Below are 22,629 nucleotides of genomic sequence, written 5' to 3'. Positions count from 1 at the left end.
CTGTCTTTGGTTCGCAGGTCTTTTTTGCCACGCACACTACTTGACACTGTTTAATTCGAACTTCGCTTGCGCCTGATACATTGCAGGCTCGCCATTGGTTCGAAAAGACACTGTTGTGGCACACAGCGACCCTCCGTCTGTTAGTTCTTACCGTTGTGCATCCCTTCATTCAGGGATTGAATATTCTCCTTATAAGGTCGCCACCCAAACTTCTGGATCATGACGACTCGCAAGGAGATGCGGTGCATGTCAAGCCACTCCGCTTTTGCCTACCCCGCCACCCGGAACACCGCCGGGGCCCTCGACACGTCGTTTGCCGCCAACGGCAAAACCCAGGTCTATTTCGCCGACAGCCTTTTCAGCCTGGCCAATGGCATTGCGATAGATGCCCAAGGTCGCTTGCTGGTGGCCGCAAAAGTCGGCATGGCCGATGGTATCCGCTTTGGCCTGGCCCGCTTGCTCGCGGATGGTTGCGCAGACCTGACGTTCGGCAAACAAGGCAGTGTCATCGGGCAATTCGAACCGGGGTTCGAAGCCATGGCCACCAAGGTCCTGATCCTGCCCGACGGCAATATCCTGCTGGCCGGCCTGCAATACGAAAACGCACACCGCACGCTCCCGGCCCTGGCATTACTGGATCAGGATGGTCGCCTGGTACAAGGCTTTGGCGATAATGGCCGCTGTGTCGTGCGATTGCCTGGCGATCTGTCCCTGGGGATGCGCGATAAATGGCTGCCTCCCGGTGTGCCGGGCGCAGAAGCCTGCGATGTGGCCGTACAGCAAGACGGCCGGATCCTGATCCTGGCCAACCATCACTTCGAACTGGCCGATCACGTCGGTATGTTGATACGACTGGATGTCGAAGGCTCGCTGGACTGTTCGTTCAATGGCCGCGGCTTCGTGATGGTCAGACACCTGCTGATGAATACCTGGCTCGGTAGCCTGACGATACAACGCGATGGCCGAATCCTGGTCGGAGGATCGATCAATTTCCCCGAGGAAGGCTTACTGGCCCGCTATCACCCGGACGGGCGCCTCGACGACCGTTTTGCCGTGGATGGATTCATGACCTTCAAGGCGCAAGGGCGTGGCGCCCGGGTCAGCCGGGTGGTCCAGCAAAACGAGGGCGAAATCCTGTGTTTTGGCTGCAGTCGCGAGCCGATGCACTGCCTGACATTTAAAATGCACAGCAACGGACGACCCGACAGTCATTGCAATGGAGGACACCCGCAGCGGCGGGAAATCGGTTACAGCGGATGCCAGTGGACCGCCGCGCAGTTACAGCCTGATGGCAGTGTGCTCACGGCGGGCGCTACCATCGGCGGTGTCGAAGCAGACTTCATTCTCGGGCGATGCCTGCCCAACGGCCTTCCCGATCGCCGTTTTGGCAAAGGCAGCGGCTATACGCGTACCCGCCTCGGCCCCAGCCTGGATACCGCCACCTGTGTCGCCGCGCAAGCCGATGGCAACATCGTCGTGGGAGGCTATTCGCTGCACGGAAACTACAAGGCGATCATCGCTCGATTCCAGGGATAACCACCGGCATTTTTCCTTCGCTTGATCTTCTGGCGCGCTTGCGGCAAGTTGCGCGCTTCTCAAGACAAGGAGCAGCCGATGTCCGGTTCAATGGCCCAGGCGTTCGCGCACAACTTTCTCGGGCACTCGCCCCGTTGGTACAAGGCCTGCATCGTCGGCTTTCTGATTCTCAATGCCCTGGTGCTGTGGACCGCAGGCCCGGTGGCTGCAGGCTGGCTGATGGTGCTGGAGTTCATCTTCACCCTGGCCATGGCGCTCAAATGCTATCCGCTGATGCCCGGCGGCCTGCTGATGATTGAAGCCCTGCTGCTGAAGATGACCACGCCCCAGGCGCTGTATGACGAGTTGCTGCACAACTTCCCGGTGATCCTGCTGCTGATGTTCATGGTGGCCGGTATCTATTTCATGAAGGACCTGTTGCTGTACCTGTTCTCGCGCCTGCTGCTCGGGGTCCGCTCCAAGGCCCTGCTGGCCCTGATGTTCTGCTTTCTGTCGGCCTTTCTGTCGGCGTTCCTCGATGCCTTGACCGTGACCGCCGTGATCATCAGTGCCGCCGTAGGCTTTTACTCTGTGTATCACCGCGTCGCCTCGGGTAACGATCCGCGCCAGGACAGCGAGTTCAGCGACGACCAACATCTGCCGACCCTGCATCAGGGCGATCTGGAACAGTTCCGCGCCTTCCTGCGTAGCCTGCTGATGCACGGCGCCGTCGGCACCGCGCTGGGCGGTGTTTGTACGCTGGTCGGCGAACCGCAGAACCTGCTGATCGGCCATGAAATGGGCTGGCACTTCACCGAGTTCTTTACCCGGGTTGCGCCGGTATCACTGCCGGTACTGGTTGCCGGGCTGACAACCTGCGTCCTGCTGGAAAAGCTGCGCTGGTTCGGATACGGCACGCTGCTGCCGGATAACGTCCGTGCGGTGCTGGCCAACTACGCCGCCGAAGACAATGCCGAGCGCACCACGCGCCAACGCGCAGCGCTTCTGGTGCAAGGCTTTGCCGCATTGATTCTGATTGCCGGGCTGGCGTTCCACATTGCCGAAGTGGGTTTGATCGGCTTGATGGTGATCGTGTTGATCACCGCCTTTACCGGCATCACCGACGAGCACCGCCTGGGCACAGCGTTCAAGGACGCCATGCCGTTCACCTCATTGCTGGTGGTGTTTTTCGCCGTGGTCGCGGTGATCCACGACCAGCAACTGTTCGCCCCGCTGATCCACTGGGTGCTGACGCTGCCGGCAGACCAGCAACCGGGCATGCTGTTCATCGCCAACGGCCTGCTGTCCGCCATCAGCGACAACGTGTTCGTGGCAACCATCTACATCACCGAAGTGAAGCGCGCGTTCATGGCGGGCGAGATGACCCGCGAACATTTCGAAACCCTGGCCATCGCGATCAATACCGGCACCAACCTGCCGAGCGTGGCGACGCCTAACGGCCAGGCAGCGTTCCTGTTCCTGCTGACCTCGGCGATTGCCCCGCTGGTGCGCCTGTCCTATGGGCGAATGGTCTGGATGGCGTTGCCGTACACCCTGGTGATGGGCTTGCTCGGGTGGTACGCGGTGAGTTACTGGCTGTAACCCCGGAACGAACTTTGGGAGGAAGGTGCTCGTGGCCGCGGAAGACGAGGGAGCGATTCCTCACTAGTAAATGCTCGATCTAACACCCTAATGGTTTTCCGCTCGGGGTACCATTCACCCCAACTAGAACTGATCCCAGAGAGCAAATCATTTATACAATGCCTGGCTCTCTGAGGTGTGCCGCCAGTTGGGCCACCCACTAAATACATCCCCTTCGTTGAACTCAATATTTCCTCCATGCGCCAACGTCGATCGGCAGTTTTTTCATCCATAGCCCCATGACGACCAGTGCGGTTAAAGGTAAGCCATGGAATAAAACAATCACTTGGGCCGGGGTCCACGCCAAATAGAATGGTCCTACCACCAGCATCCCCACTCCGAAGCCGGCCATCTGAATCAGTGTCAATAAACTGAACAGCGGCAGACGCAAGCTATCGGGCTCACTTTGCGCGCGGGAGATCAAGGCCACCTCAGATAAACCATCCCCTATGCCGGCCCACACGACCAACACCAGTGCCAGCCACAACTCGGTTTGTTGAAAGGTCAGAATAAAGCCGCTGGACATCAGCGCCACACCTATCATGAATAAGAGTTCCATGCTTTGCGTGCGACGGTCTTTCAAAACCGCACTGGCCAGGCGCGCACCGACGAACTTGCCACAGGCCCAGACCGCCAGCAGATAACCCATCACCGTTTTTGCCGTGTCCGGCGAAATGTACTGGGACAGCACAGGCCAACCGACGTTATGGGCAGCGCTACCGAGGGTATCGAGCATGCTGATCAGCAACATGGCGGCCAGCACTGGCGCGCCGCGCAGTCCTTTCCTCAGTTCGTGCCACTCAGCAGAGAGCCCCCGATGCGCAACAATGGCTACTGAATACAACGCGCGCAACGGCAGGATCAGACTGGCGGCCACGACATAGGTGCCGATGTTGACGGTAAACACCGCTTCAAATCCCCCTGTTGCGATCAGCAACCCTGACAGCAAACTGCCAAAGACCGCACCGGTGGCTGCGGCAGAGGTGATCCACGCATTGGTACTCACCCGCTGTTCAAGCGCTACCCAGGTGGGTAACTGACTGTTAAGGCCAATGGCAAACAGCGAATTGCACAAGCCGATCCCAAAGGCGATGAAGGGTAGGATGCTCAGCTGATGTGTCGGTATCAGCACTAGCAGGGGCGTCAATAATAGCGCCCTGGCCAAATCCAGCCCGGCCAACGCGCCACGCCCCGCAAAGCGCCGGAAAAACGAAATGCCAAACAGGCTGGCGACAATCCCGCCGATGACGCGGCACGCCAGGAAGATACTGACGAACACCACGCTTTCGCTGAGCCAGTAAACGTAGGTGGACAGCGCCACCATGTTGAGGAACGCGCCAAAATCCGAAACGCCTCTGGCAAAGATGATCAGGTGCGCGTTTCGGGTCGAGCGCGCCAACTGCGGATCGTGGCTCATGAAAGCTGTGCCTCTACGTCAGGTGGCAGGCTGCGAAGGTTCACCAGCAATAAATCGCGCCAGGCCGGCGCCGAATCGGCCTGCGGGCGCACATCGCTGGCCCGGTGGTAAATCCTACGGTCGTTGATCACGATGGTTTCGAGAAATTGCTCCATCGCCAGGTTCAATACCCGACTTTGCTCCGTTTCACTGGCAAAGACCTCCGAGACCACCGGCACTGTATTGCACTCGCCAATGAAGTGCATAAATACCCAGTCCAAGCCATCCTGGTGAATCCCCGAGGTGGTCGGACTGCTGGAATGCTCATCAGCCCTGACCCGAAACTGGTGGATATCAATCGTATAAGTCTGCTTTCCGAGGTGCGGGCCGATCACCGCAAGGTCCGTGGCCAGTAGTTTCTGCATGAGCGAATGCTTGATAAAGCCATCCTCGCAATAGCTCAAGTGATTCACGCCCTTGCGATACTTGATGGCATAGGTCACGGATGATTTGAACTCCGCATTCCTGTCGAGCCGCAGCTGCCGCGAAGGCAACAAACGATAGCGCAGGATGCGGCGTTTACGGTGGGTGTACTCCTTGAACGCCTCGTCTTGCACCAGGTTTGACCAGTACGCTCGAAAGCTCTCCTCTTCACCCGGCTCAATCGGGATTAACTCCCGAAAGTCCCGGACGTGGCAGTAGTGATGCTCGCGCAAATGCGCCGAAATCTGTGAGATGTCCATAACGCTATCCTGCAACCGGGTTATCGAGGATGACACGCAGGTTTTGCCTGATCGCATCATGCAGGGCATGGGCGTGTTCGGCATCGTCGACCTTGGTCCAGCACTTGAGCAAGTAGTGCTCTTCGATATCCGCATCGATATAGCTACCGGCTTCCTGCTGGGCATATTCCAGCACACACTCGTTATCATCCAGGTAGTGCATGCCTTCAATGCCCTTGAAATAGCCGCTGTGTTCCGGATAGATAGCCAACATCGAGTAGCTTTGCCCTGCGTCGGCGATCTTTTGCGCTCCAGCATCGAGCTGGGCGTTTATCCCCGGCCCGCCCAGCAGCAACGAGATATACAACTGATAAGGATTGATGGCGGCCAGATCACGGAAGGCTGCGTTGACGTAGAGACCACCCAAGCGCGGGTTGATCTCAATGACCACAGGCCCCTCATCGGTCATCCGAAACTCGAAATGCACCACTGCATTGGTCAGGCCAACCGCGCGCAGGCAATCCACGGCGTATTGGCGAATCTGCTCACACTGGTCCTCAGTAAAGGACGTCGGTGGCGAAATCAGCAGGTTTTCGAGTACGGTGCCATTGCGCTCTGTCAGCATCAATTTTTCGTTGATCAGCAGCGGATGGATCAACTTGCCGACAATCGCACATTCCACACTACCTTCAATGCCTGAGATATAGCCCTCCAGCAGCATGCTGCGCCCTGGAATATTCTCGTGCTGCCGCCCGTTTTCGTCAGGTAGGGTGTGCGCGCAGCCATAGAAATCCGAGCAAGCGGCAGTGCCGTGATTACTGAGAAAATGCGCGTAATGGCTGTGCAACTCTTCCCAGCTGGAACACTTCTTGATAAACACAGAAGCACCGCCAAAGGGGGGTTTGGCAATGAGCGGATAACCTACTCGATCGGCACCCTCCTTGAGGGCTTGTTCATTATTGCAAAGTGCGAACGGCACGGAGCGAAGCTCATGCTTATCCAGTACTCGACGCATCAGGAACTTGTTATTGCAGGCGGCAATGGCCTCAGGGCAGCTGTAAACCAGGCCGAGCCGCTTACAGGCCCGTGCAACAATACAACCCACCTCCCCTTGAGCAGACGGATGCCCTGCGTGGCAGAAAATCGCGCGAATGTTGTACTGCCCATCAAGTTGGCCAACCAGTTTCAAAATTGATACTTCGCTTAACGTATCAAGCAGGAAAACTTCATCACTATCATCCCGAAGTCGTTGCAGGTGATGACGCCCCAACACACCCGCCGTCAAACAAAGTAAACCTTGTTCGCGGGCAGCCGCAAAGTGCGGCTCACGATAACTATAGCGAACAGAAGTACTGTCATCGACATCAATAAAAATAATTGCATCTCGTTTCATGATGGATACTACCTGATTCGGTAAATGGATTCACGCGTCGTGCCAACTGCACCATTGCCCTTCCCAGTTACGGAACCGGTAATGGCGCTGCCCATCGAGAACTTCAAAATGCGGTAAATTTTCAGGTTTCTCAAAATCCAACAAGGGCACGGTGAATTTGCCTTGTGCGTGCGGTAGAACATATTCGGGCATGGCAATGTTGGATACACGCCGCTTAAGGCGATCCATAATGGCGATGACCTGGCTGATTGATGCCTTGTATTCCGATGCGCCCGGTGAGAACGGCATGAAGTGGTACAAGTAATATGGTTTTACACCCAAGCGATAAAGATCGATAAACAGTTTATGTAATGTTTTTTCATCGTCATTCACTCCACACAACAATGGCATGTTAGAGAAGACAATCGGCACCACACTCTGAATACGTTTAACCGCGGCGGCAAAGTCAGCACTCAGTTCAAGCGGGTGGCATACATGCACACCAAAGGCGTTGACGTTGTACTTTTCCAGCATTGCGACCAGTTCATCGGTGATGCGAAACGGGTTAAAGCTTAGGGCTCGCGAATGAATACGGATAAGCAGGTCGTTGCTGATTGAGCGCAACGTCGCCAGGTTCTCTTCTAGCCTGCGGTCAGCCAACATCAAGGGATCGCCACCGCTGAGAATCACCTCTTCAATGGCAGGGTTGTCGCGCACATACTCCACCGATTCCAGGAATGAGTTGGTATTGGCATTGGCTTTCTCGGTATCGACCTGCAAGGTACGCAAGGCTTCAAAGCAGAACTGGCAATACGCATTGCAGGTATTAGTCATCCGCAAGATGACGCGATTATCGTACTTGTGTTGGCAGATAGGAGTCTTCATCTCATGATGCAGCTCCCAATTCTCCGAAGTGCCGTCGTAGTCACCCGGCACATGTTCATTCCAGTAGGGCACCACCTGTTTCCACAGTGGATGTTCCGTCACCGGGCCGCTATCGAGCGAGCGCATGATCAGATCAATATAGTAGGGTGTAATTTGCATCTTACGGTCTTGCAAGTTTCGCTCAATATGAGCGGTGATATCTTCACTCCAGCCGCCGCATGCCACGCGAAGTGCAAGTTCATCACGCACGGCATTCTTCTGCTGCCAGCGCCAGTCTTTCCACTGGCCCGCACCATGAATATTTCGTTCGAAGATCGACATCTATTCAGCGCCTCTGTTAATCATGCACGAGATAACAATGAGGCTAACAAAAATTACTTGCGACGCAGGTGAACATCTATTTCTGAGTGCTACGTAGCCGACGGGCTAAGGTATTTGAGCAGAATACTAAACATCATCGGGCGCATGCAGGTGGAAGGCGTACTGATCCAAATAGATTAGTTGTTTTTTTCATGGCAACGGTCTCCGGTGGGGTCCCCTGTGAAAGCTTAGTGGGCGAACACAGGGGACAGCGGGGTAGCCATTTCATTAGTTTTTTGCATGACTCAATGAGACTGACGCTCGCTCATCCGAGACGGTGCCAGACGCGGCAGTCACGGGTGAGCAATTCTTCGCCGGCCTTGGGGCCGTTTTCCCCGGCGGCATATTGCTGCACGGTGGAGTCCTGCTGCCAGGCATCCAGGAACGGTTGCACCGCGCGCCAACCATTTTCGATGTTGTCGGCGCGCTGGAACAGCGTCTGGTCGCCCGTCAGGCAATCGTAGATCAGGGTCTCGTAGCCGGTGGACGGCTGCATCTCGAAGAAGTCCTTGTAGGCGAACCCCAGCTCGATGTTGTCCATTTTCAGGGCCTGACCGGGACGCTTGGCCAGCAGGTCGAACCACATGCCTTCGTTCGGCTGGATCTGAATGCGCAGATAGGTCGGCTGCAGCTCATCGACCTCAGTATCGCGGAACTGTGCATAGGGCGCCGGCTTGAAACAGATCACGATCTCGGTGTCACGCACGCTCATGCGCTTGCCGGTGCGCAGGTAGAACGGCACGCCGACCCAGCGCCAGTTATCGATCATGACCTTGAGGGCCACATAGGTTTCGGTATTGCTGTCGGGGGCGACGTTGTTTTCCTCGCGGTAGCCCGGCAGTGCATTGCCGTCGATCTCACCCGCGGCGTATTGGCCGCGCACCGAGTTGGCGCGGGCCTCCTCCACCGTCCAGGGACGGATCGCGCCAACGACCTTGGCTTTCTCGCCGCGCACCGCATCGGCACCAAACGCCGCGGGCGGTTCCATCGCCACCATCGCCAGCAACTGGAACAGGTGATTGGGCACCATGTCCCGCAGTGCGCCGGTGTGCTCGTAGAAACTGCCACGGGTTTCCACGCCGACGGTTTCCGCGGCGGTGATCTGCACGTGGTCGATGTAGTGATTGTTCCAGAACGCTTCGAACAGGCTATTGGAGAACCGGCTGACCAGGATGTTCTGCACGGTCTCCTTGCCCAGGTAATGGTCAATGCGATAGATCTGCTTTTCCGTCATCACCTTGAGCAGGCAAGCGTTCAAGGCTTCGGCCGTATGCAGGTCGGAGCCGAAGGGTTTTTCGATCACCACCCTTCTGAAGGCCTCGGGGGTTTCTTCCAGCAAGCCGGCCGAACCGAGGCGACGCGCCACTTCACTGAAGAAACGCGGTGCGGTGGCCAGATAGAACACCGCATTACCGGTACCACTGTCGGCGATTTTCGCCGCCAGTGCTTGATAAGTGCTGTCGTCCAGGAAATCGCCCTGGACGTAGCTGATGCCTTTGGCGAGTCTGGACCAGACCGCTGGATCAAGGGTGTGGTCACCCTTGCCAGCCATCTCGTTTCGAATGAATTCTTCGAGCTTTTGCGCAAAGCCTTCATCGCTGATGGCGTTGTGGTCAACGCCGATGATCCGCAGTCCATCCCCGAGTAACCCGTTGCGCTTGAGGTTATACAACGCCGGTACCAACAGACGCTTGACCAGGTCACCGTGGGCGCCAAACAGAAACAGCGTGGTCGGCGGCGCGGGTTCAGCCTTGGATTTTCTGCGGATCGCGTGGGTCATTTTTTCGAGGTCTCCACGTGGCCGCCGAAGCCGAAGCGCTGGGCCGAGAGAACCTTGTCGCCAAAGGTACCTTGCCCACGGGAACGGTAGCGGGAGAACAGCGAGTTCGACAGCACCGGCACCGGCACCGCTTGCTCCATGGCAGCTTCGATGGTCCATTGACCTTCACCGCTGTCGGCCACGGACCCGGAGAAACCGTCAAGTTTCGGATCGCTGGCCAGGGCGTCGGCTGTCAGGTCCAGCAACCACGAGGACACCACGCTGCCACGGCGCCACACTTCAGCGATGTCGGCGACGTTCAGGTCGAAACGCTGGTCTTGCGGCAGGTTCTCGCTGTTTTTGGTCTTGAGGATATCGAAGCCTTCTGCAAACGCCTGCATCATCCCGTATTCAATGCCGTTGTGGATCATCTTCACGAAATGCCCGGAACCGGCCGGACCTGCGTGAATGTAACCGCGTTCGGCACGATCGTCGTCGGACTTGCGGTCCTTGGTGCGCGGGATGTCGCCCATGCCCGGGGCCAGGGTTGCGAACAGCGGGTCGAGGCGTTTAACGGTCTCGGCATCACCGCCGATCATCATGCAGTAACCGCGTTCCAGGCCCCAGACGCCGCCGGACGTACCGACGTCGATGTAGTGCAGGCCTTTTTCCGACAGGGTCTTCGCCCGGCGGATATCGTCCTTATAGAAGGTGTTGCCGCCGTCGATGATGGTGTCGCCGGCTTCGAGCAAGGTGCTCAGGGTGTCGATAGTTTCTTCGGTCGGCGCGCCGGCCGGCAGCATGACCCAGACCGCACGCGGTTTGGCCAGGCCAGCGACCAGTGCTGGCAGGTCGGTGACGCCGGTGGAGCCCTCTGTGGCCAGGGCTTCGACAAAGGCGGTATTGCGGTCATAAACAACGGTGGTGTGCCCGTTGAGCATCAGGCGCCGCGCAATATTGCCGCCCATGCGGCCCAGTCCAATAATCCCGAGTTGCATGTGCTGATGCTCCCTACTACAAATAAAAGTGTGTCAAAGGTTATAGCCCAACGCGACTCATGAGGTTAGTCCAGAGCGTTGGCGTGAAGTTTCCGGGCATTGTGCCCGATCCTGATGGTTAACGTCGGGAATCAAACCGAAGACACAACGACCATGAAAAATAAAAAAGTTCCCTTTGGGGGCAAAAGAAATCAAAATTGGCGCCGATAGTAGGTCAGCCCCGGATTTCGAGGCGTACCTACAGTTGAGACACGCCATTTGCGAGGTGAGCAATGGGCACAGTACATACCGCACTGCCAGCACAAACCCTTTACGTCACAATCCGTCGCGATGAATTGCGCCAGTTGAAAGACGAACGCGATCAGTTGAAGCAGGAACTGGCACACTTGCGGCTGTTGCTGCAAACCGGCCAGACGCAGCCCCTGGCTGTGACGCAACGCGCCCCACTCGCCTGACCCCCTCCTTTCAAGCGGGAGCAGTCTGCACTGCTTCCGCACCGGCTCACGCCCTGCCGCCTTTGGCATCTCACAAAATTTTCACAATTGCCCCACGATAATTACTCGTTTAGGTCGCCCGATTCCGCGCGGCCATCGTTCGTCGTCCGCGATATCCAAGTCCCGGCGGTGGTAGTGAATTCTCGGCTGGAGCGCTGAATGTCTTGGTTTAAACGCAGTAAAACCACTGCGGCAGGTTTCGATTGGGCCGGATTCGTCTGGCTGTTTGTATTCTTCTGGTACTTTTCCGGCATTACCCAACTATTGATCCAGCTGACTGGCACCTCCGGCTTTACCGGGTTCCGCCAGGCCTTCGTCATGAGCGCCATCTGGCTGGCGCCGATGTTGCTGTTCCCCCGGCACACCCGTGTCATGGCTGCCGTGATCGGCGTCGTGCTGTGGGCCTGCTCCATGGCGAGCCTGGGCTATTTCTTCATCTATCAGCAGGAATTTTCCCAGAGCGTCATCTTCATCATGTTCGAGTCGAACGTGGCTGAAGCCGGCGAGTACATGACCCAGTACTTTGCCTGGTGGATGGTCCCGGCGTTCCTGGCCCACAGCGCTTTTTCCTGGTTCCTGTGGACACGCCTGCGCCCGGTGTACCTGTCCCGTGGCAAGGCGCTGGTCGCGGCAACAGCCCTCCTGTTCGCCGTGGTCGCCTATCCGCTGATCAAGCAGACCCAGCGCACCGGCAGTTTCGCCGCCGGTTTCGAGAAGTTCGAAACCCGCATCGAACCCGCGGTGCCATGGCAGATGGCCGTGGCCTATCACCGATACCTCGACACCCTGGCCGGAATGCAGGACATGCTGGAAAGCGCCAGCAAGATTCCACCGCTGCACAACCTCAAGGACGCCATGGCCAACACGCCTGCTACCCTGGTACTGGTGATCGGCGAGTCCACCAACCGCCAGCGCATGAGCCTGTACGGCTATCCCCGGCCAACCACGCCGGAACTGGACAAGCTCAAGGATCAACTGGACGTTTTCGACAACGTCATCACCCCGCGCCCCTATACCATTGAGGCGCTGCAGCAGGTCCTGACCTTCGCCGACGAAGAAAACCCCGACCTGTACCTGTCGACGCCATCGCTGGTCAGCATGATGAAACAGGCGGGTTACAAGACGTTCTGGATCACCAACCAACAGACCATGACCAAGCGCAACACCATGCTCACGACCTTCTCTGAACAGGCCGACGAGCAGGTGTACCTGAACAACAACCGCAACCAGAACGCTGCCCAGTACGATGGCGACGTGATCGAGCCGTTCAACAAGGCCCTGGCCGACGGGGCACCGCGCAAACTCATCGTCGTGCACTTGCTCGGCACGCACATGAGCTACCAGTACCGCTACCCGTCGACCTTCGACAAATTCCAGGACCGCGAAGGCGTACCTGCCGGTATTCGCGATGACCAGTTGCCGACGTACAATAGCTACGACAACGCCGTGCTGTACAACGACTTCGTGGTGTCCAGCCTGATCAAGGACTACGCCCGGACCGATCCCAACGGTTTCCTGCTGTACCTGTCCGACCATGGCGAAGACGTGTTCGATTCCGTGGGCCACGCCACCCTGGGGCGCAACGAGAACAAGCCGACTGCACCGATGTACACCATTCCGTTCATGGCCTGGGCTTCGCCGAAATGGCGCGCAGCCCATGACTGGAACCTCGCCGGTGATCTCTCGCGGCCTTACAGCAGCTCGCACCTGATTCACACCTGGGCGGACCTGGCAGGCCTGAGCTTCGACGAACTCGATCGCAGCAAGAGCCTGGTCAGCGACAGCTTCAAGGCCCGGCCATTGATGATCGGCAACCCGTATGAGCGTGAGCAACGGGCGTTGATCGACTTCAGCCTGATGAAGCCCAGGACGCCACCGGCTGTCGTCCAGCAGTAATCCTTTCAGGGGCCGCTTCCGGCCCCTTTTTTCATGCTGGTGAAGTTGATTCCCATTTAACCGAATCGGCGGATAATGCCATTTCGACACTGCTTCATTGATTCATGGACGAAAGGCATCCGACATCTGTAGTGGGAGGCAAACCATGAAACGCACCGCAATGATTCTCGCCGGCCTGATGGCCTTGGGCTCAACCAGCGCTTTTGCCGAAGGTGGAGCCGAACGCATGCGCTATTACTACGAAAGCCTGCGACTGGCCCAGCAAGAAGCCCTCGGCCACCCTATCCAAAGCACCGAACTGCGGGTTCCGGACGATCAAACCGCACAAATGACTGAAACCTACAGACCAAAATGATCCTGGGTCGCACAAGACTGTCGGGCGTCCTGATGGACGCCCTTTTTTTGGCCTGTCGAATCAGAGACTCTTGGTCCAGAACAGCATCCGCCCATGGGCAGGGTCGAACATGCCGGGAGCGAAACCGGCTTTTTCATAGGCCCCCTGGGCCACCGCGTTGCCTTCCAGCACCTCCAGGGTGAGCTTGCAGCAGCCGCGCTGACGGGCAATATCCTCGACCTTTTGCAGCATTTTCTGGCTCAAGCCCAGGCTGCGAAATTTTTTCACCACCGCCACATCGTGCACATTGACCAACGGCCGGCAGGCGAAGGTCGAGAACCCCTCGAAGCAATTGACCAGCCCGGCCGGCTCGCCACCGACAAAGGCCAGCACACTGAAAGCGTGGGGACGCCGGGCAAGCTCTGCCGGAAGTTGCTCCAGTACATTGGCCGGTAATGGCTGGCCGCCCCCCATCGGGTCCTCGGCGTAGTGGTTCAACACCAGACAAATAGCCTCGGCATGCACCGGATTGGTGTAACTGGCCTGAAGCACAAGAATTTCTGCGGAGTCCATTTCCATCCTCGATCACACATGAAGTAGCCCCCAGCATGCAGTCACGCTGAAGTGCCGGCAGACCATAGCGCGAGCACCGTGGTACCGACAATCGCAACCGAGAAAATCTTTGGCGCTCAAGCGCCCCAGATCAACGCCTCCGTCCACCCCAACTCGGCGAAATCCTCGGCCCGCAAGTGCGACTCACCGGCGCAGAAAAACTCGTCGAGTTGCGGTGGCTGGACCGAGGTGCCGCTGAGCATGGCGTGAACCTGGCCGCGGTGATGGATCTGGTGTTCAAACAAGTGGGACAGCAGGCGCAAGCGACTGTCGTGTTGCGGGGTGTCACGGGCGATGGTCACGATTTTGCCGAGGTCGGCGTCACGCATCTGCTCGCAATAGGCGATCAGCCGGCGGTCGACGTGGGCCTGTTCGCCAACCAGGTCCGTTGCCATGAGGCAGGGCTCGTCTTCCTTGAAAAACACCCGGCAATCGGGATGCGGATCGTCGCCGCGCAGTTCGCGCTCCAGGGCGTCCACGTAAAACCAGTCACAGGTGAGGATGTGGTTGAGGGTGGCGCGGATCGTCGGGAAGAAGCTGACCCGGGGTGCGCTCAGTTCCTGCGGGCTCAACTGACGCCAGGCCTTGGCCAGCCGGTGATTGGCCCAGGCGTTCTGATAGGCCATGGTCAGCAAATGGTGCGCCAGGGGCTGATTCATCTTCGCTGCTCCCGATCAAATCCCGATCAAACTTCGGCAAACCGCTGCAGTTGCATTTCCTGCAATCGACTGAGGGTGCGGCGGAACGGGAATTCCAGATAACCCTCGGTGTAAAGCGACGCCATGGGCACTTGCGCTTCAAGGTACAGCGGCACCTTGCGGTCGTAGCATTCGTCCACCAGGGCAATGAACCGTCGCACACCGTCGTCATGCACCGACAACTGCGGCAACTCGCGATCCCCCGCGTCCACCCGCTCGACACCGTCCTCGGTGCCCCGGGCAATGCGCCCGGCGCGTTTCTGTGCGCTGAGGTTGGGCACGTCACTCAACAGAATAGCGCCGTAGGTATCGCACAGGGCGATGAAATCCATGGCGGCGAAGGGTTGCTCGCACAGCGCGGCGTAACGGGTCCAGAGCACGCTCGGGCTGGCCTTGACCACCTCAAGGGTGCGGTAACCGACCTGGATCGATTCGCTCGATACTGACTGGCCGACGCTCAACACCTGGAACACTTCAACCAGCGCGCCAGGCCTGCCGGGCTCGGCCACCCAGTAGCGTTGCGAACCGGCCCCCGGATGCAGGCGATGGTCTTCCCCACCATCCACCGCAATCACCTGCATGTGCTGCTTGATCGCCGCGATGGCGGGCATGAAACGGTCGCGATTGAAGCCGTCGGCGTACAACTGGTCCGGCGGCAGATTGGACGTGCAGACCACTACCACGCCCTGTTCGAACATCACCTGGAACAGGCGCCCGAGAATGATCGCATCGCCGATGTCGTTGACGAACAGTTCGTCGAAACACAGCACCCGCACTTCTTCGGCCAGCTCACGGGCCAGTGCCTTGAGCGGGTCGGCGGTGCCGGTCAGTTGAAACGAGCGCTGGTGCACCCAACCCATGAAGTGGTGAAAGTGCTGGCGCCGCGCCGGTACCCGCAGGCTTTGGTAGAACTGGTCCATCAACCAGGTCTTGCCCCGCCCCACCGGCCCCCACAGGTACACGCCGGAAATGGGCGCGCGGCCTTCGTGCAAGGCCTCGTGGCATTTTTGCAGGGCCCACACGGCATGTTCCTGGGCCTCGTCCTGGACGAAGCCCTTTTGCTCGATGGCATGCTGCCAGGCGCTTAAGGGGGAATCGATAGTCATGGGCGGCAGTATGCCATTGCGCACGGATAACGCGACCAGTGATCGGCGATTTTATGCCGGGAGGAAAAGCGCCTTGACCAATTAGATTACCAGCATCATATTTAATACATGTTTCATATAATCTATTAAGCCTTGTCGTCACCCCTCTGGAGTCATCCCATGCATTACAAAGTTTTCGGTCGTAAAACCGGCTTGCGTGTTTCCGAACTGGCGCTGGGCGCCGGTAACTTCGGTACCGGTTGGGGGCATGGCGCCGAGCGTGACGAAGCCATACGGATTTTTGATGGCTACCTGGAAGCCGGCGGCAACTTCATCGATACCGCCAATGGCTATCAGGGCGGGCAGTCCGAAGCCATGCTCAGCGAATTCATCGCCGCAGAACGGGATCGCCTGGTCATCGCCACCAAATACACCCTGGGGACTACGCCGGCGGCCGGCATTTCCCACACTGGCAACAGCCGCAAGAATATGGTGCGTGCCGTCGAAGAAAGCCTCAAACGGCTGAAGACCGAGCATATCGACCTGTTCTGGGCGCACATGAGTGACGGTGTCACGCCGATGGAAGAGATCCTGCGCGGCTTCGACGATCTGGTCAGTGCCGGCAAGATTCATTATGCCGGGCTGTCGAACTTCCCCGCGTGGCGCATCGCCCGCGCCGACCTGCTGGCCGAGGTGCGTGGCTTTGCGCCGATTGCTGCGATCCAGGTCGAGTACAGCCTCGCCGAACGCAGCGCCGAGCGTGAACAACTGCCGATGGCCGAAGCACTGGGTCTGGCCGCGACCCTGTGGTCGCCGCTGGGTGGCGGCTTCCTGACTGGCAAATATCGCAACAGTGAGGGCGACAATCGCGCGAACAAGCTCGGCGTGCTGATTCACGCCGAAAAAAGCGCCCGGGAAACCGCCCTGCTCGACACCTTGATCGATGTCGCCGCAGAACTGGGCGCCAGCCCGACCCACGTGGCCATCGCCTGGTTGCGGGAAAAGTCCCGGCGCTCGACCACGGCGCTGATTCCGATCCTCGGCTCCCGGACCCGTGAACAGTTGGATGCGACGTTGGGCGCGCTGAATGTGCAGTTGAGCACCGAGCAACTGGCGCGACTGGACGGCGTCAGTGACGTGGCCAAGGGCGTGCCGCACGAATCCATTGCCGGTTCGTCCGCGCGGTTCAGCGGTGGCCAGGTCCTCGATCTGCCGATCGTTCCAGTGGCCTGACACAAATCATAATTGTGGGAGCGGCGGTGCGGCGATCCGACTTGCCCGCTCCCACATTGGGTTTTGTATTACTTATCAACCTTATGTCTGGCCGCATACAGACACAGCATCTCCATCGCCAGCGTCGCCGCCGCCAATGACGTGATTTCCGCGCTGTCATAGGCCGGGGCCACTTCCACCACGTCCATGCCCACCAGGTTGATCCCGCGCAGACCACCGAGAATCTCCAGCGCCTGAACCGTGCTCAAGCCGCCGCACACCGGTGTTCCGGTGCCCGGAGCGAACGCCGGATCGAGGCAGTCGATGTCGAAGGTCAGGTACACCGGGTTGTCGCCGACCCGCGCCCGAATCGCCTCGACAATCGCTTCGCAGCCACGTCGATGCACCTGCCGCGCGTCGAGCACTTGAAAACCCTGGTGATCGTCGTTGGTGGTGCGCAAGCCGATTTGCACCGAGCGCGACGGATCCACCAGTCCTTCTTTGGCTGCGTGCCAGAACATGGTGCCGTGGTCGATGCGCTTGCCCTCTTCGTCCGGCCAGGTGTCACTGTGGGCGTCGAAGTGGATCAGCGACAGCGCCCCGTGCTTGCGAGCATGGGCCTTGAGCAGCGGATAGGTGATGAAATGGTCGCCGCCAAAGGTCAGCATTGCCGTGCCAGCATTGAGGATGTGCTCGGCGTGGGCCTCGATCATTTCCGGCGTCGACTGCGGCGAGCCGTAATCGAAATCGCAATCGCCGTAGTCGATGACCGCCAGGTGATCGAACGGATCAAACGTCCACGGCCAGTGGCGTTCCCAGGCGATGCCGGCAGAGGCTGCACGAATGCCCCGTGGTCCGAAGCGGGCGCCGGGGCGGTTGCTGGTCGCGGTGTCGAACGGCACGCCACTGACCGCCACATCTACGCCGCGCAGGTCGCGACTGTAGCGCCGGCGCATGAAACTGGTGATACCGGCGTAGGTACTTTCGGCGGCCGTGCCGTAAAGGCTGTCACGGGTAAGGGCTTGATCGTTCTGCATCGGGACGTCCATTGAAGGCTCCTTCTCTTTTCTTATTGGCGGCTACGGAAAGTGGTCCACAGGCGGGTGCGCTGGCGCATGTCCTTGAGGTTCATGCTGCGGTCGGCGTACAGCCGCTCCCGCACGTCGGCCAGCGGGTAGATGTCCGGATCGGTGCGCACCGCTTCATCCACCAGCGGCGTGGCGGCCTGGTTGGCGGTGGCGAAGAACAAGGTGTTGGTCAGTGCCGCGACGGACTCGGGGCGCAACATGAACTCGATAAAGGCGCGGGCGGCTTCGGGGTGCGGCGCGTCCTTGGGAATCGCCAGGTTGTCCTGCCACACGAGGGTGCCTTCCCGGGGAATCCGGTAGGCGACTTCATAGGGTTTGTTGGCCTTGCGTGCCTGGTCGGCGGCCATGCTCGCGTCGCCGTTGTAGGTCAGCGCCAGGCACACGCTGCCATTGGCCAGGTCGCTGATCTGCCGCCCGGTGGCAACGTACAGCACATTCGGCTGCAACTGATGCAGCAACGCCTCGGCGGCTGACAGATCATTCTTGTCCGTGCTGTAGGGATCTTTACCCAGGTAATGCAACGCCAGTCCGATTACCTCCTGGGGCGAGTCGAGAATGGCGATGCCGCAGTCTTTCAACTTGCTCGCGTACTCGGGTTTGAACAGCAGGTCCAGGCTGTTGAGCGGCGCATCCGGCAAGCGCTGCCTGAGCGCCTCGACGTTCATGCCCAAACCCAGGGTGCCCCAGGTGTAAGGCACGCCGTAACGGTTGCCCGGATCGACAGCGGCGAGTTTTTCCAGCAAGTCAGGATCGAGGTTGGCGTAACCCTTGAGTCCTTCGTGGGGAATCGGTTTCAACGCCCCGGCCGCAAGCCCCCGGGCCAGTACGCTGGAGGACGGCACCACCACGTCATAACCGCTGCCGCCGGTGAGCAACTTGGTCTCCAGTACTTCCGAAGAGTCGAAGGTGTCATAGCGCACATGGATACCCGTCTCCTGCTCGAACCGTTGCAGGGTTTCGGGGGCCACGTAATCGGCCCAACTGTACAGATTGACCACCTTGTCTTCGGCCTGGGCCGATGCGGCCATGGCAAGGAACAGCGCGGGTAAACACAGCTTGAGCATGGGAGCCATGACGAACACCTGACCAGAGGAAGTGGTGGCAGGATGCGTCGTCGGATACATTGGTAAAATATCAAGTTAATTAACCTGACTTTATGACGGAGTAATGTTTGATGCTCGGCCAACTCCACGATCTGGATCTGCAATTGTTGCGTCTGTTTGTCAGCGTGGTGGAGTGCGGCGGCTTCAGCGCCGCCCAGGGCGAGTTGGGGTTGAGCCAGTCGAGCATCAGCCAGCAAATGGCCAAACTGGAAACCCGCCTGGGCTATCGGCTATGCAGTCGCGGCAAGGGCGGGTTCAGGATCACGCCCAAGGGTGAACAGCTGCTCAGCGCCACCCGTGGATTGTTCCAGTCCATCGAAACCTTCCGTCATCAATCCAACGGCGTGGCCGGGCGCTTGATCGGCGAAGTGCGCCTGGGCCTGTCCGAAGCCCTGGATCAATCGGTGCTGCAACGGGTGGCCGAGGCGATCCGGCGCTTCCGTGAGCGGGACGAGTCCGTGCGCATCGAACTGATCAGCGCCATGCCTGGTGAAATGGAGCGTTTGCTGCTGCAACAGCGGCTGGACCTGGCCATCGGCTATTTCTCGCAAGTGCAAAGCGCGTTTGACTACCGCCAGTTGTTCATTGAAACCCAGCATCTGTATTGCGCCCCCGGCCATCCGCTGTTCACCAACCCGGCCCCAAAGGATCAGGATCTGCAGGCCTGCGACCGGGTCGATCACCCCTACCGTTTCCTGCGCAGCGACGAACCCTTCCAGGGCAAGTTGTGTTCGGCGCGCTCGGAGCAAGTCGAAGGCACCCTCGCCTTCATCCTTTCCGGCAAGCATGTCGGTTACTTGCCCAGCCACTTCGCCCGTGGCTGGGAGGACAAGGGTTTGCTCAGGGCCGTGCGCCGAAGCGACATGAGTTTCGATGTCGCGTTTCATCTGGCCCGGCACCGCGCGCAGGTGGCCGGCGAGGCGCAGAAGGCGTTCGAAGAGGATCTGCTCGCAGCGTTTGCCTGAAATCGCCTTGGTCTACGCTGTAACAATACCGGACACAAACATGCAAAAATGCACAGACAACCTGCACTTATCCGGGTTGTACAAGGCAAATTTGCGCTGATACGATCCGCCATCGCTCGCGCGCGAGCATCTCGATAAAGAACAATAAAAGCAGGGAGTTAGTGATGACTGCTCAGGTTTTTTCTCCCGGGACCCAGTCCATGGATGCCATGCAAAACGAAGTGCTGGCCGAGGTTCGCAACCACATTGGTCACCTGACCCTCAACCGCCCCGCCGGCCTCAATGCCCTCACCCTGGACATGGTGCGCAATCTGCACCGCCAGCTCGACGCCTGGGCCCAGGATCCGCACGTCCATGCCGTGGTCTTGCGCGGTGCCGGGGAAAAAGCCTTCTGCGCCGGCGGCGACATTCGCTCGCTGCATGACAGTTTCAAAAGCGGCGACACCCTGCACGAAGATTTCTTCGTCGAGGAATACGCCCTCGACCTCGCGATCCACCACTACCGCAAACCGGTGCTGGCCCTGATGGACGGTTTTGTCCTCGGCGGCGGCATGGGCCTGGTGCAAGGCGCAGACCTGCGCGTGGTCACCGAGAAAAGCCGCCTGGCCATGCCGGAAGTCGGCATCGGCTACTTCCCTGACGTCGGCGGCAGTTACTTCCTGCCACGCATCCCCGGTGAACTGGGGATTTACCTCGGCGTCAGCGGCGTACAGATTCGCGCCGCCGATGCGCTGTATTGCGGGCTGGCCGACTGGTACCTCGAAAGCGACAAGCTGGGCACGCTGGACGAAAAACTCGATCAGCTCGAATGGCACGACACGCCGCTCAAGGACCTGCAAGGCCTGCTGGCGAGATACGCCGTGCAGCAACTGCCCGATGCACCATTGGCGGCTTTGCGCCCGGCCATCGACCACTTCTTCGCCCAAGCCGACGTGCCGAGTATTGTGGAGCAACTGCGTCAGGTAACGGTCGCCGACAGCCATGAGTGGGCCGTCACCACCGCCAACCTGCTGGAAACCCGCTCGCCGCTGGCCATGGCCGTGACCCTGGAAATGCTCCGTCGCGGACGCGAGCTGCCGCTGGAACAATGTTTTGCCCTGGAGCTGCACCTGGACCGCCAGTGGTTCGAGCGCGGCGACCTGATCGAAGGCGTGCGCGCCTTGCTGATCGACAAAGACAAGACACCGCACTGGAACCCGCCCACCCTCCAGGCGCTAGACGCCGAACACGTGGCGAGCTTCTTCAGCGAGTTTGACCAGAGCGAGAGCTGAACCATGCACGATATCGAATTGAGCGAAGAGCAAGTCATGATCCGCGACATGGCCCGGGATTTTGCCCGCGGCGAAATCGCACCCCATGCCCAGGCCTGGGAAAAGGCCGGCTGGATCGATGACGGTCTGGTGGCGAAGATGGGCGAACTGGGCCTGCTGGGCATGGTGGTCCCCGAAGAATGGGGTGGCACCTATGTCGACTACGTGGCCTACGCACTGGCGGTGGAAGAGATTTCCGCCGGCGACGGTGCTACCGGCGCCTTCATGAGCATCCACAACTCCGTGGGCTGCGGGCCGGTGATGAACTACGGCAGCGAAGAACAGAAACAGACCTGGCTGGCGGACCTTGCCAGCGGGAAGGTCATCGGCTGCTTTTGCCTGACCGAACCCCAGGCCGGTTCCGAGGCGCACAACCTGCGCACCCGCGCTGAACTGCGCGACGGCCAGTGGGTGATCAACGGCGCCAAGCAGTTCGTCAGCAACGGCAAACGCGCCAAGCTGGCGATTGTGTTTGCCGTGACCGATCCGGACCTGGGCAAACGTGGCATCTCGGCGTTCCTGGTACCGACCGACACTGCCGGTTTTATCGTTGATCGCACTGAACACAAGATGGGCATCCGGGCGTCCGACACCTGCGCGGTGACCCTGAACAACTGCACCATCCCCGAAGCCAATCTGCTGGGCGAACGCGGCAAGGGCCTGGCCATCGCCTTGTCCAACCTCGAAGGCGGCCGCATCGGCATCGCCGCCCAGGCGCTGGGCATCGCCCGCGCGGCGTTCGAAGCGGCACTGGCTTATTCCCGTGATCGTGTGCAGTTTGGCAAGACGATCAACGAGCACCAGAGCATCGCCAATTTGCTGGCCGACATGCACATGCAGTTGAACGCCGCTCGACTGCTGATCCTGCACGCCGCACGCCTGCGCACGGCCGGCAAACCCTGCCTGTCGGAGGCATCACAAGCCAAGCTGTTTGCCTCGGAAATGGCGGAAAAGGTCTGCTCGTCCGCCATTCAGATTCATGGCGGCTATGGCTATCTGGAAGACTATCCGGTGGAGAAGTACTACCGGGATGCGCGGATTACGCAGATCTACGAAGGGTCGAGCGAGATTCAGCGGATGGTGATTGCCCGCGAACTGAAAAACTACCTGGTGTAAAAGCAAAAGATCGCAGCCTTCGGCAGCTCCTACAGAGTTTTGCATACACCTGTAGGAGCTGCCGAAGG

At 59.2% G+C, this 22,629-nt stretch carries 20 protein-coding genes; 9 read left to right on the top strand and 11 right to left on the bottom strand.

Annotated elements, in window-relative coordinates; translation table 11 throughout:
- Positions 1-246: 246 nt before the first annotated feature.
- Both ACMDB8_RS12740 and nhaB read left to right on the top strand, forming a co-directional pair.
- The gene (locus ACMDB8_RS12740) at positions 247-1,536 is read left to right on the top strand and encodes a hypothetical protein (protein WP_056724625.1); all 1,290 of its coding nucleotides are present in this window, start codon (positions 247-249) and stop codon (positions 1,534-1,536) included.
- Positions 1,537-1,614: 78 nt separating this feature from the next.
- Positions 1,615-3,117: a sodium/proton antiporter NhaB gene (gene nhaB / locus ACMDB8_RS12735; RefSeq protein ID WP_056724623.1), complete on the top strand. Its 1,503-nt coding sequence runs from the start codon at positions 1,615-1,617 to the stop codon at positions 3,115-3,117.
- 223 nt (positions 3,118-3,340) lie between these two features.
- Here the strand turns inward: nhaB and ACMDB8_RS12730 are convergent, their stop codons facing one another.
- The 6 genes from ACMDB8_RS12730 to gnd all read right to left on the bottom strand — a co-directional run bounded on the left by ACMDB8_RS12730 (position 3,341) and on the right by gnd (position 10,648).
- On the bottom strand, positions 3,341-4,573 hold the full coding sequence (locus tag ACMDB8_RS12730; protein ID WP_223540947.1) for an MFS transporter: 1,233 nt from the start codon (positions 4,571-4,573) through the stop codon (positions 3,341-3,343).
- A complete protein-coding gene (locus ACMDB8_RS12725; protein WP_409079045.1) occupies positions 4,570-5,295 on the bottom strand; it encodes a 2OG-Fe dioxygenase family protein in 726 nt (241 codons plus the stop codon). Before ACMDB8_RS12725 ends, ACMDB8_RS12730 begins: the two co-directional genes overlap by 4 nt.
- Before the next feature lie 4 nt (positions 5,296-5,299).
- Complete coding sequence (locus ACMDB8_RS12720) at positions 5,300-6,667, bottom strand: ATP-grasp domain-containing protein (protein WP_409079046.1); 1,368 nt, start codon at positions 6,665-6,667, stop codon at positions 5,300-5,302.
- Between the two features lie 30 nt (positions 6,668-6,697).
- Complete coding sequence (locus tag ACMDB8_RS12715; protein ID WP_056724615.1) at positions 6,698-7,852, bottom strand: KamA family radical SAM protein; 1,155 nt, start codon at positions 7,850-7,852, stop codon at positions 6,698-6,700.
- Positions 7,853-8,156: 304 nt separating this feature from the next.
- Positions 8,157-9,671 carry a glucose-6-phosphate dehydrogenase gene (zwf, locus tag ACMDB8_RS12710; RefSeq protein WP_056724613.1) on the bottom strand — a complete coding sequence of 505 codons (1,515 nt, stop codon included), beginning with the start codon at positions 9,669-9,671 and terminating at the stop codon, positions 8,157-8,159.
- Entirely contained in the window at positions 9,668-10,648 is a 981-nt protein-coding gene (gene gnd / locus ACMDB8_RS12705) for a phosphogluconate dehydrogenase (NAD(+)-dependent, decarboxylating) (RefSeq protein ID WP_409079047.1), read from the bottom strand. Before gnd ends, zwf begins: the two co-directional genes overlap by 4 nt.
- A gap of 272 nt (positions 10,649-10,920) precedes the next feature.
- On the opposite strand from gnd, the gene ACMDB8_RS12700 reads away from it, so the two are divergent.
- From ACMDB8_RS12700 to ACMDB8_RS12690, 3 genes are all read left to right on the top strand, one after another.
- Positions 10,921-11,103, top strand: a complete 183-nt coding sequence (locus tag ACMDB8_RS12700) for a DUF6026 family protein (RefSeq protein WP_046042083.1) — start codon at positions 10,921-10,923, stop codon at positions 11,101-11,103.
- 198 nt (positions 11,104-11,301) lie between these two features.
- Complete coding sequence (locus tag ACMDB8_RS12695) at positions 11,302-13,038, top strand: phosphoethanolamine transferase CptA (RefSeq protein WP_409079048.1); 1,737 nt, start codon at positions 11,302-11,304, stop codon at positions 13,036-13,038.
- Positions 13,039-13,183: 145 nt separating this feature from the next.
- The gene (locus ACMDB8_RS12690; protein WP_008053741.1) at positions 13,184-13,393 is read left to right on the top strand and encodes a hypothetical protein; all 210 of its coding nucleotides are present in this window, start codon (positions 13,184-13,186) and stop codon (positions 13,391-13,393) included.
- A 60-nt stretch (positions 13,394-13,453) separates the two neighbouring features.
- Here ACMDB8_RS12690 and ACMDB8_RS12685 read toward each other — a convergent pair whose 3' ends face one another.
- The 3 genes from ACMDB8_RS12685 to zapE all read right to left on the bottom strand — a co-directional run bounded on the left by ACMDB8_RS12685 (position 13,454) and on the right by zapE (position 15,788).
- A complete protein-coding gene (locus ACMDB8_RS12685) occupies positions 13,454-13,945 on the bottom strand; it encodes a GNAT family N-acetyltransferase (protein ID WP_223540939.1) in 492 nt (163 codons plus the stop codon).
- 116 nt (positions 13,946-14,061) lie between these two features.
- On the bottom strand, positions 14,062-14,643 hold the full coding sequence (locus ACMDB8_RS12680; RefSeq protein ID WP_056724606.1) for a DinB family protein: 582 nt from the start codon (positions 14,641-14,643) through the stop codon (positions 14,062-14,064).
- Between the two features lie 26 nt (positions 14,644-14,669).
- The gene (gene zapE, locus ACMDB8_RS12675; protein WP_056724604.1) at positions 14,670-15,788 is read right to left on the bottom strand and encodes a cell division protein ZapE; all 1,119 of its coding nucleotides are present in this window, start codon (positions 15,786-15,788) and stop codon (positions 14,670-14,672) included.
- A 159-nt stretch (positions 15,789-15,947) separates the two neighbouring features.
- Here zapE and ACMDB8_RS12670 point away from each other — a divergent pair, with 159 nt between their 5' ends.
- The gene (locus tag ACMDB8_RS12670) at positions 15,948-17,000 is read left to right on the top strand and encodes an aldo/keto reductase (RefSeq protein ID WP_223540938.1); all 1,053 of its coding nucleotides are present in this window, start codon (positions 15,948-15,950) and stop codon (positions 16,998-17,000) included.
- Positions 17,001-17,068: 68 nt separating this feature from the next.
- On the opposite strand, the gene speB is transcribed toward ACMDB8_RS12670, so the two are convergent.
- Complete coding sequence (gene speB, locus ACMDB8_RS12665; RefSeq protein WP_056724599.1) at positions 17,069-18,028, bottom strand: agmatinase; 960 nt, start codon at positions 18,026-18,028, stop codon at positions 17,069-17,071.
- Between the two features lie 20 nt (positions 18,029-18,048).
- Positions 18,049-19,140, bottom strand: a complete 1,092-nt coding sequence (locus ACMDB8_RS12660) for a polyamine ABC transporter substrate-binding protein (protein WP_223540936.1) — start codon at positions 19,138-19,140, stop codon at positions 18,049-18,051.
- Positions 19,141-19,241: 101 nt separating this feature from the next.
- On the opposite strand from ACMDB8_RS12660, the gene ACMDB8_RS12655 reads away from it, so the two are divergent.
- From ACMDB8_RS12655 to ACMDB8_RS12645, 3 genes are all read left to right on the top strand, one after another.
- The gene (locus ACMDB8_RS12655) at positions 19,242-20,135 is read left to right on the top strand and encodes a LysR family transcriptional regulator (protein ID WP_223540935.1); all 894 of its coding nucleotides are present in this window, start codon (positions 19,242-19,244) and stop codon (positions 20,133-20,135) included.
- 164 nt (positions 20,136-20,299) lie between these two features.
- Positions 20,300-21,406 carry an enoyl-CoA hydratase/isomerase family protein gene (locus ACMDB8_RS12650; RefSeq protein WP_056724591.1) on the top strand — a complete coding sequence of 369 codons (1,107 nt, stop codon included), beginning with the start codon at positions 20,300-20,302 and terminating at the stop codon, positions 21,404-21,406.
- Positions 21,407-21,409: 3 nt separating this feature from the next.
- Positions 21,410-22,561 carry an acyl-CoA dehydrogenase family protein gene (locus ACMDB8_RS12645; protein WP_056724589.1) on the top strand — a complete coding sequence of 384 codons (1,152 nt, stop codon included), beginning with the start codon at positions 21,410-21,412 and terminating at the stop codon, positions 22,559-22,561.
- Positions 22,562-22,629: the final 68 nt, after the last annotated feature.

The organism is Pseudomonas monachiensis (assembly GCF_047345015.1).
Classification (GTDB): Bacteria; Pseudomonadota; Gammaproteobacteria; order Pseudomonadales; family Pseudomonadaceae; genus Aquipseudomonas; species Aquipseudomonas monachiensis.
This window is presented reverse-complemented; position numbering and strand designations above follow the sequence as displayed.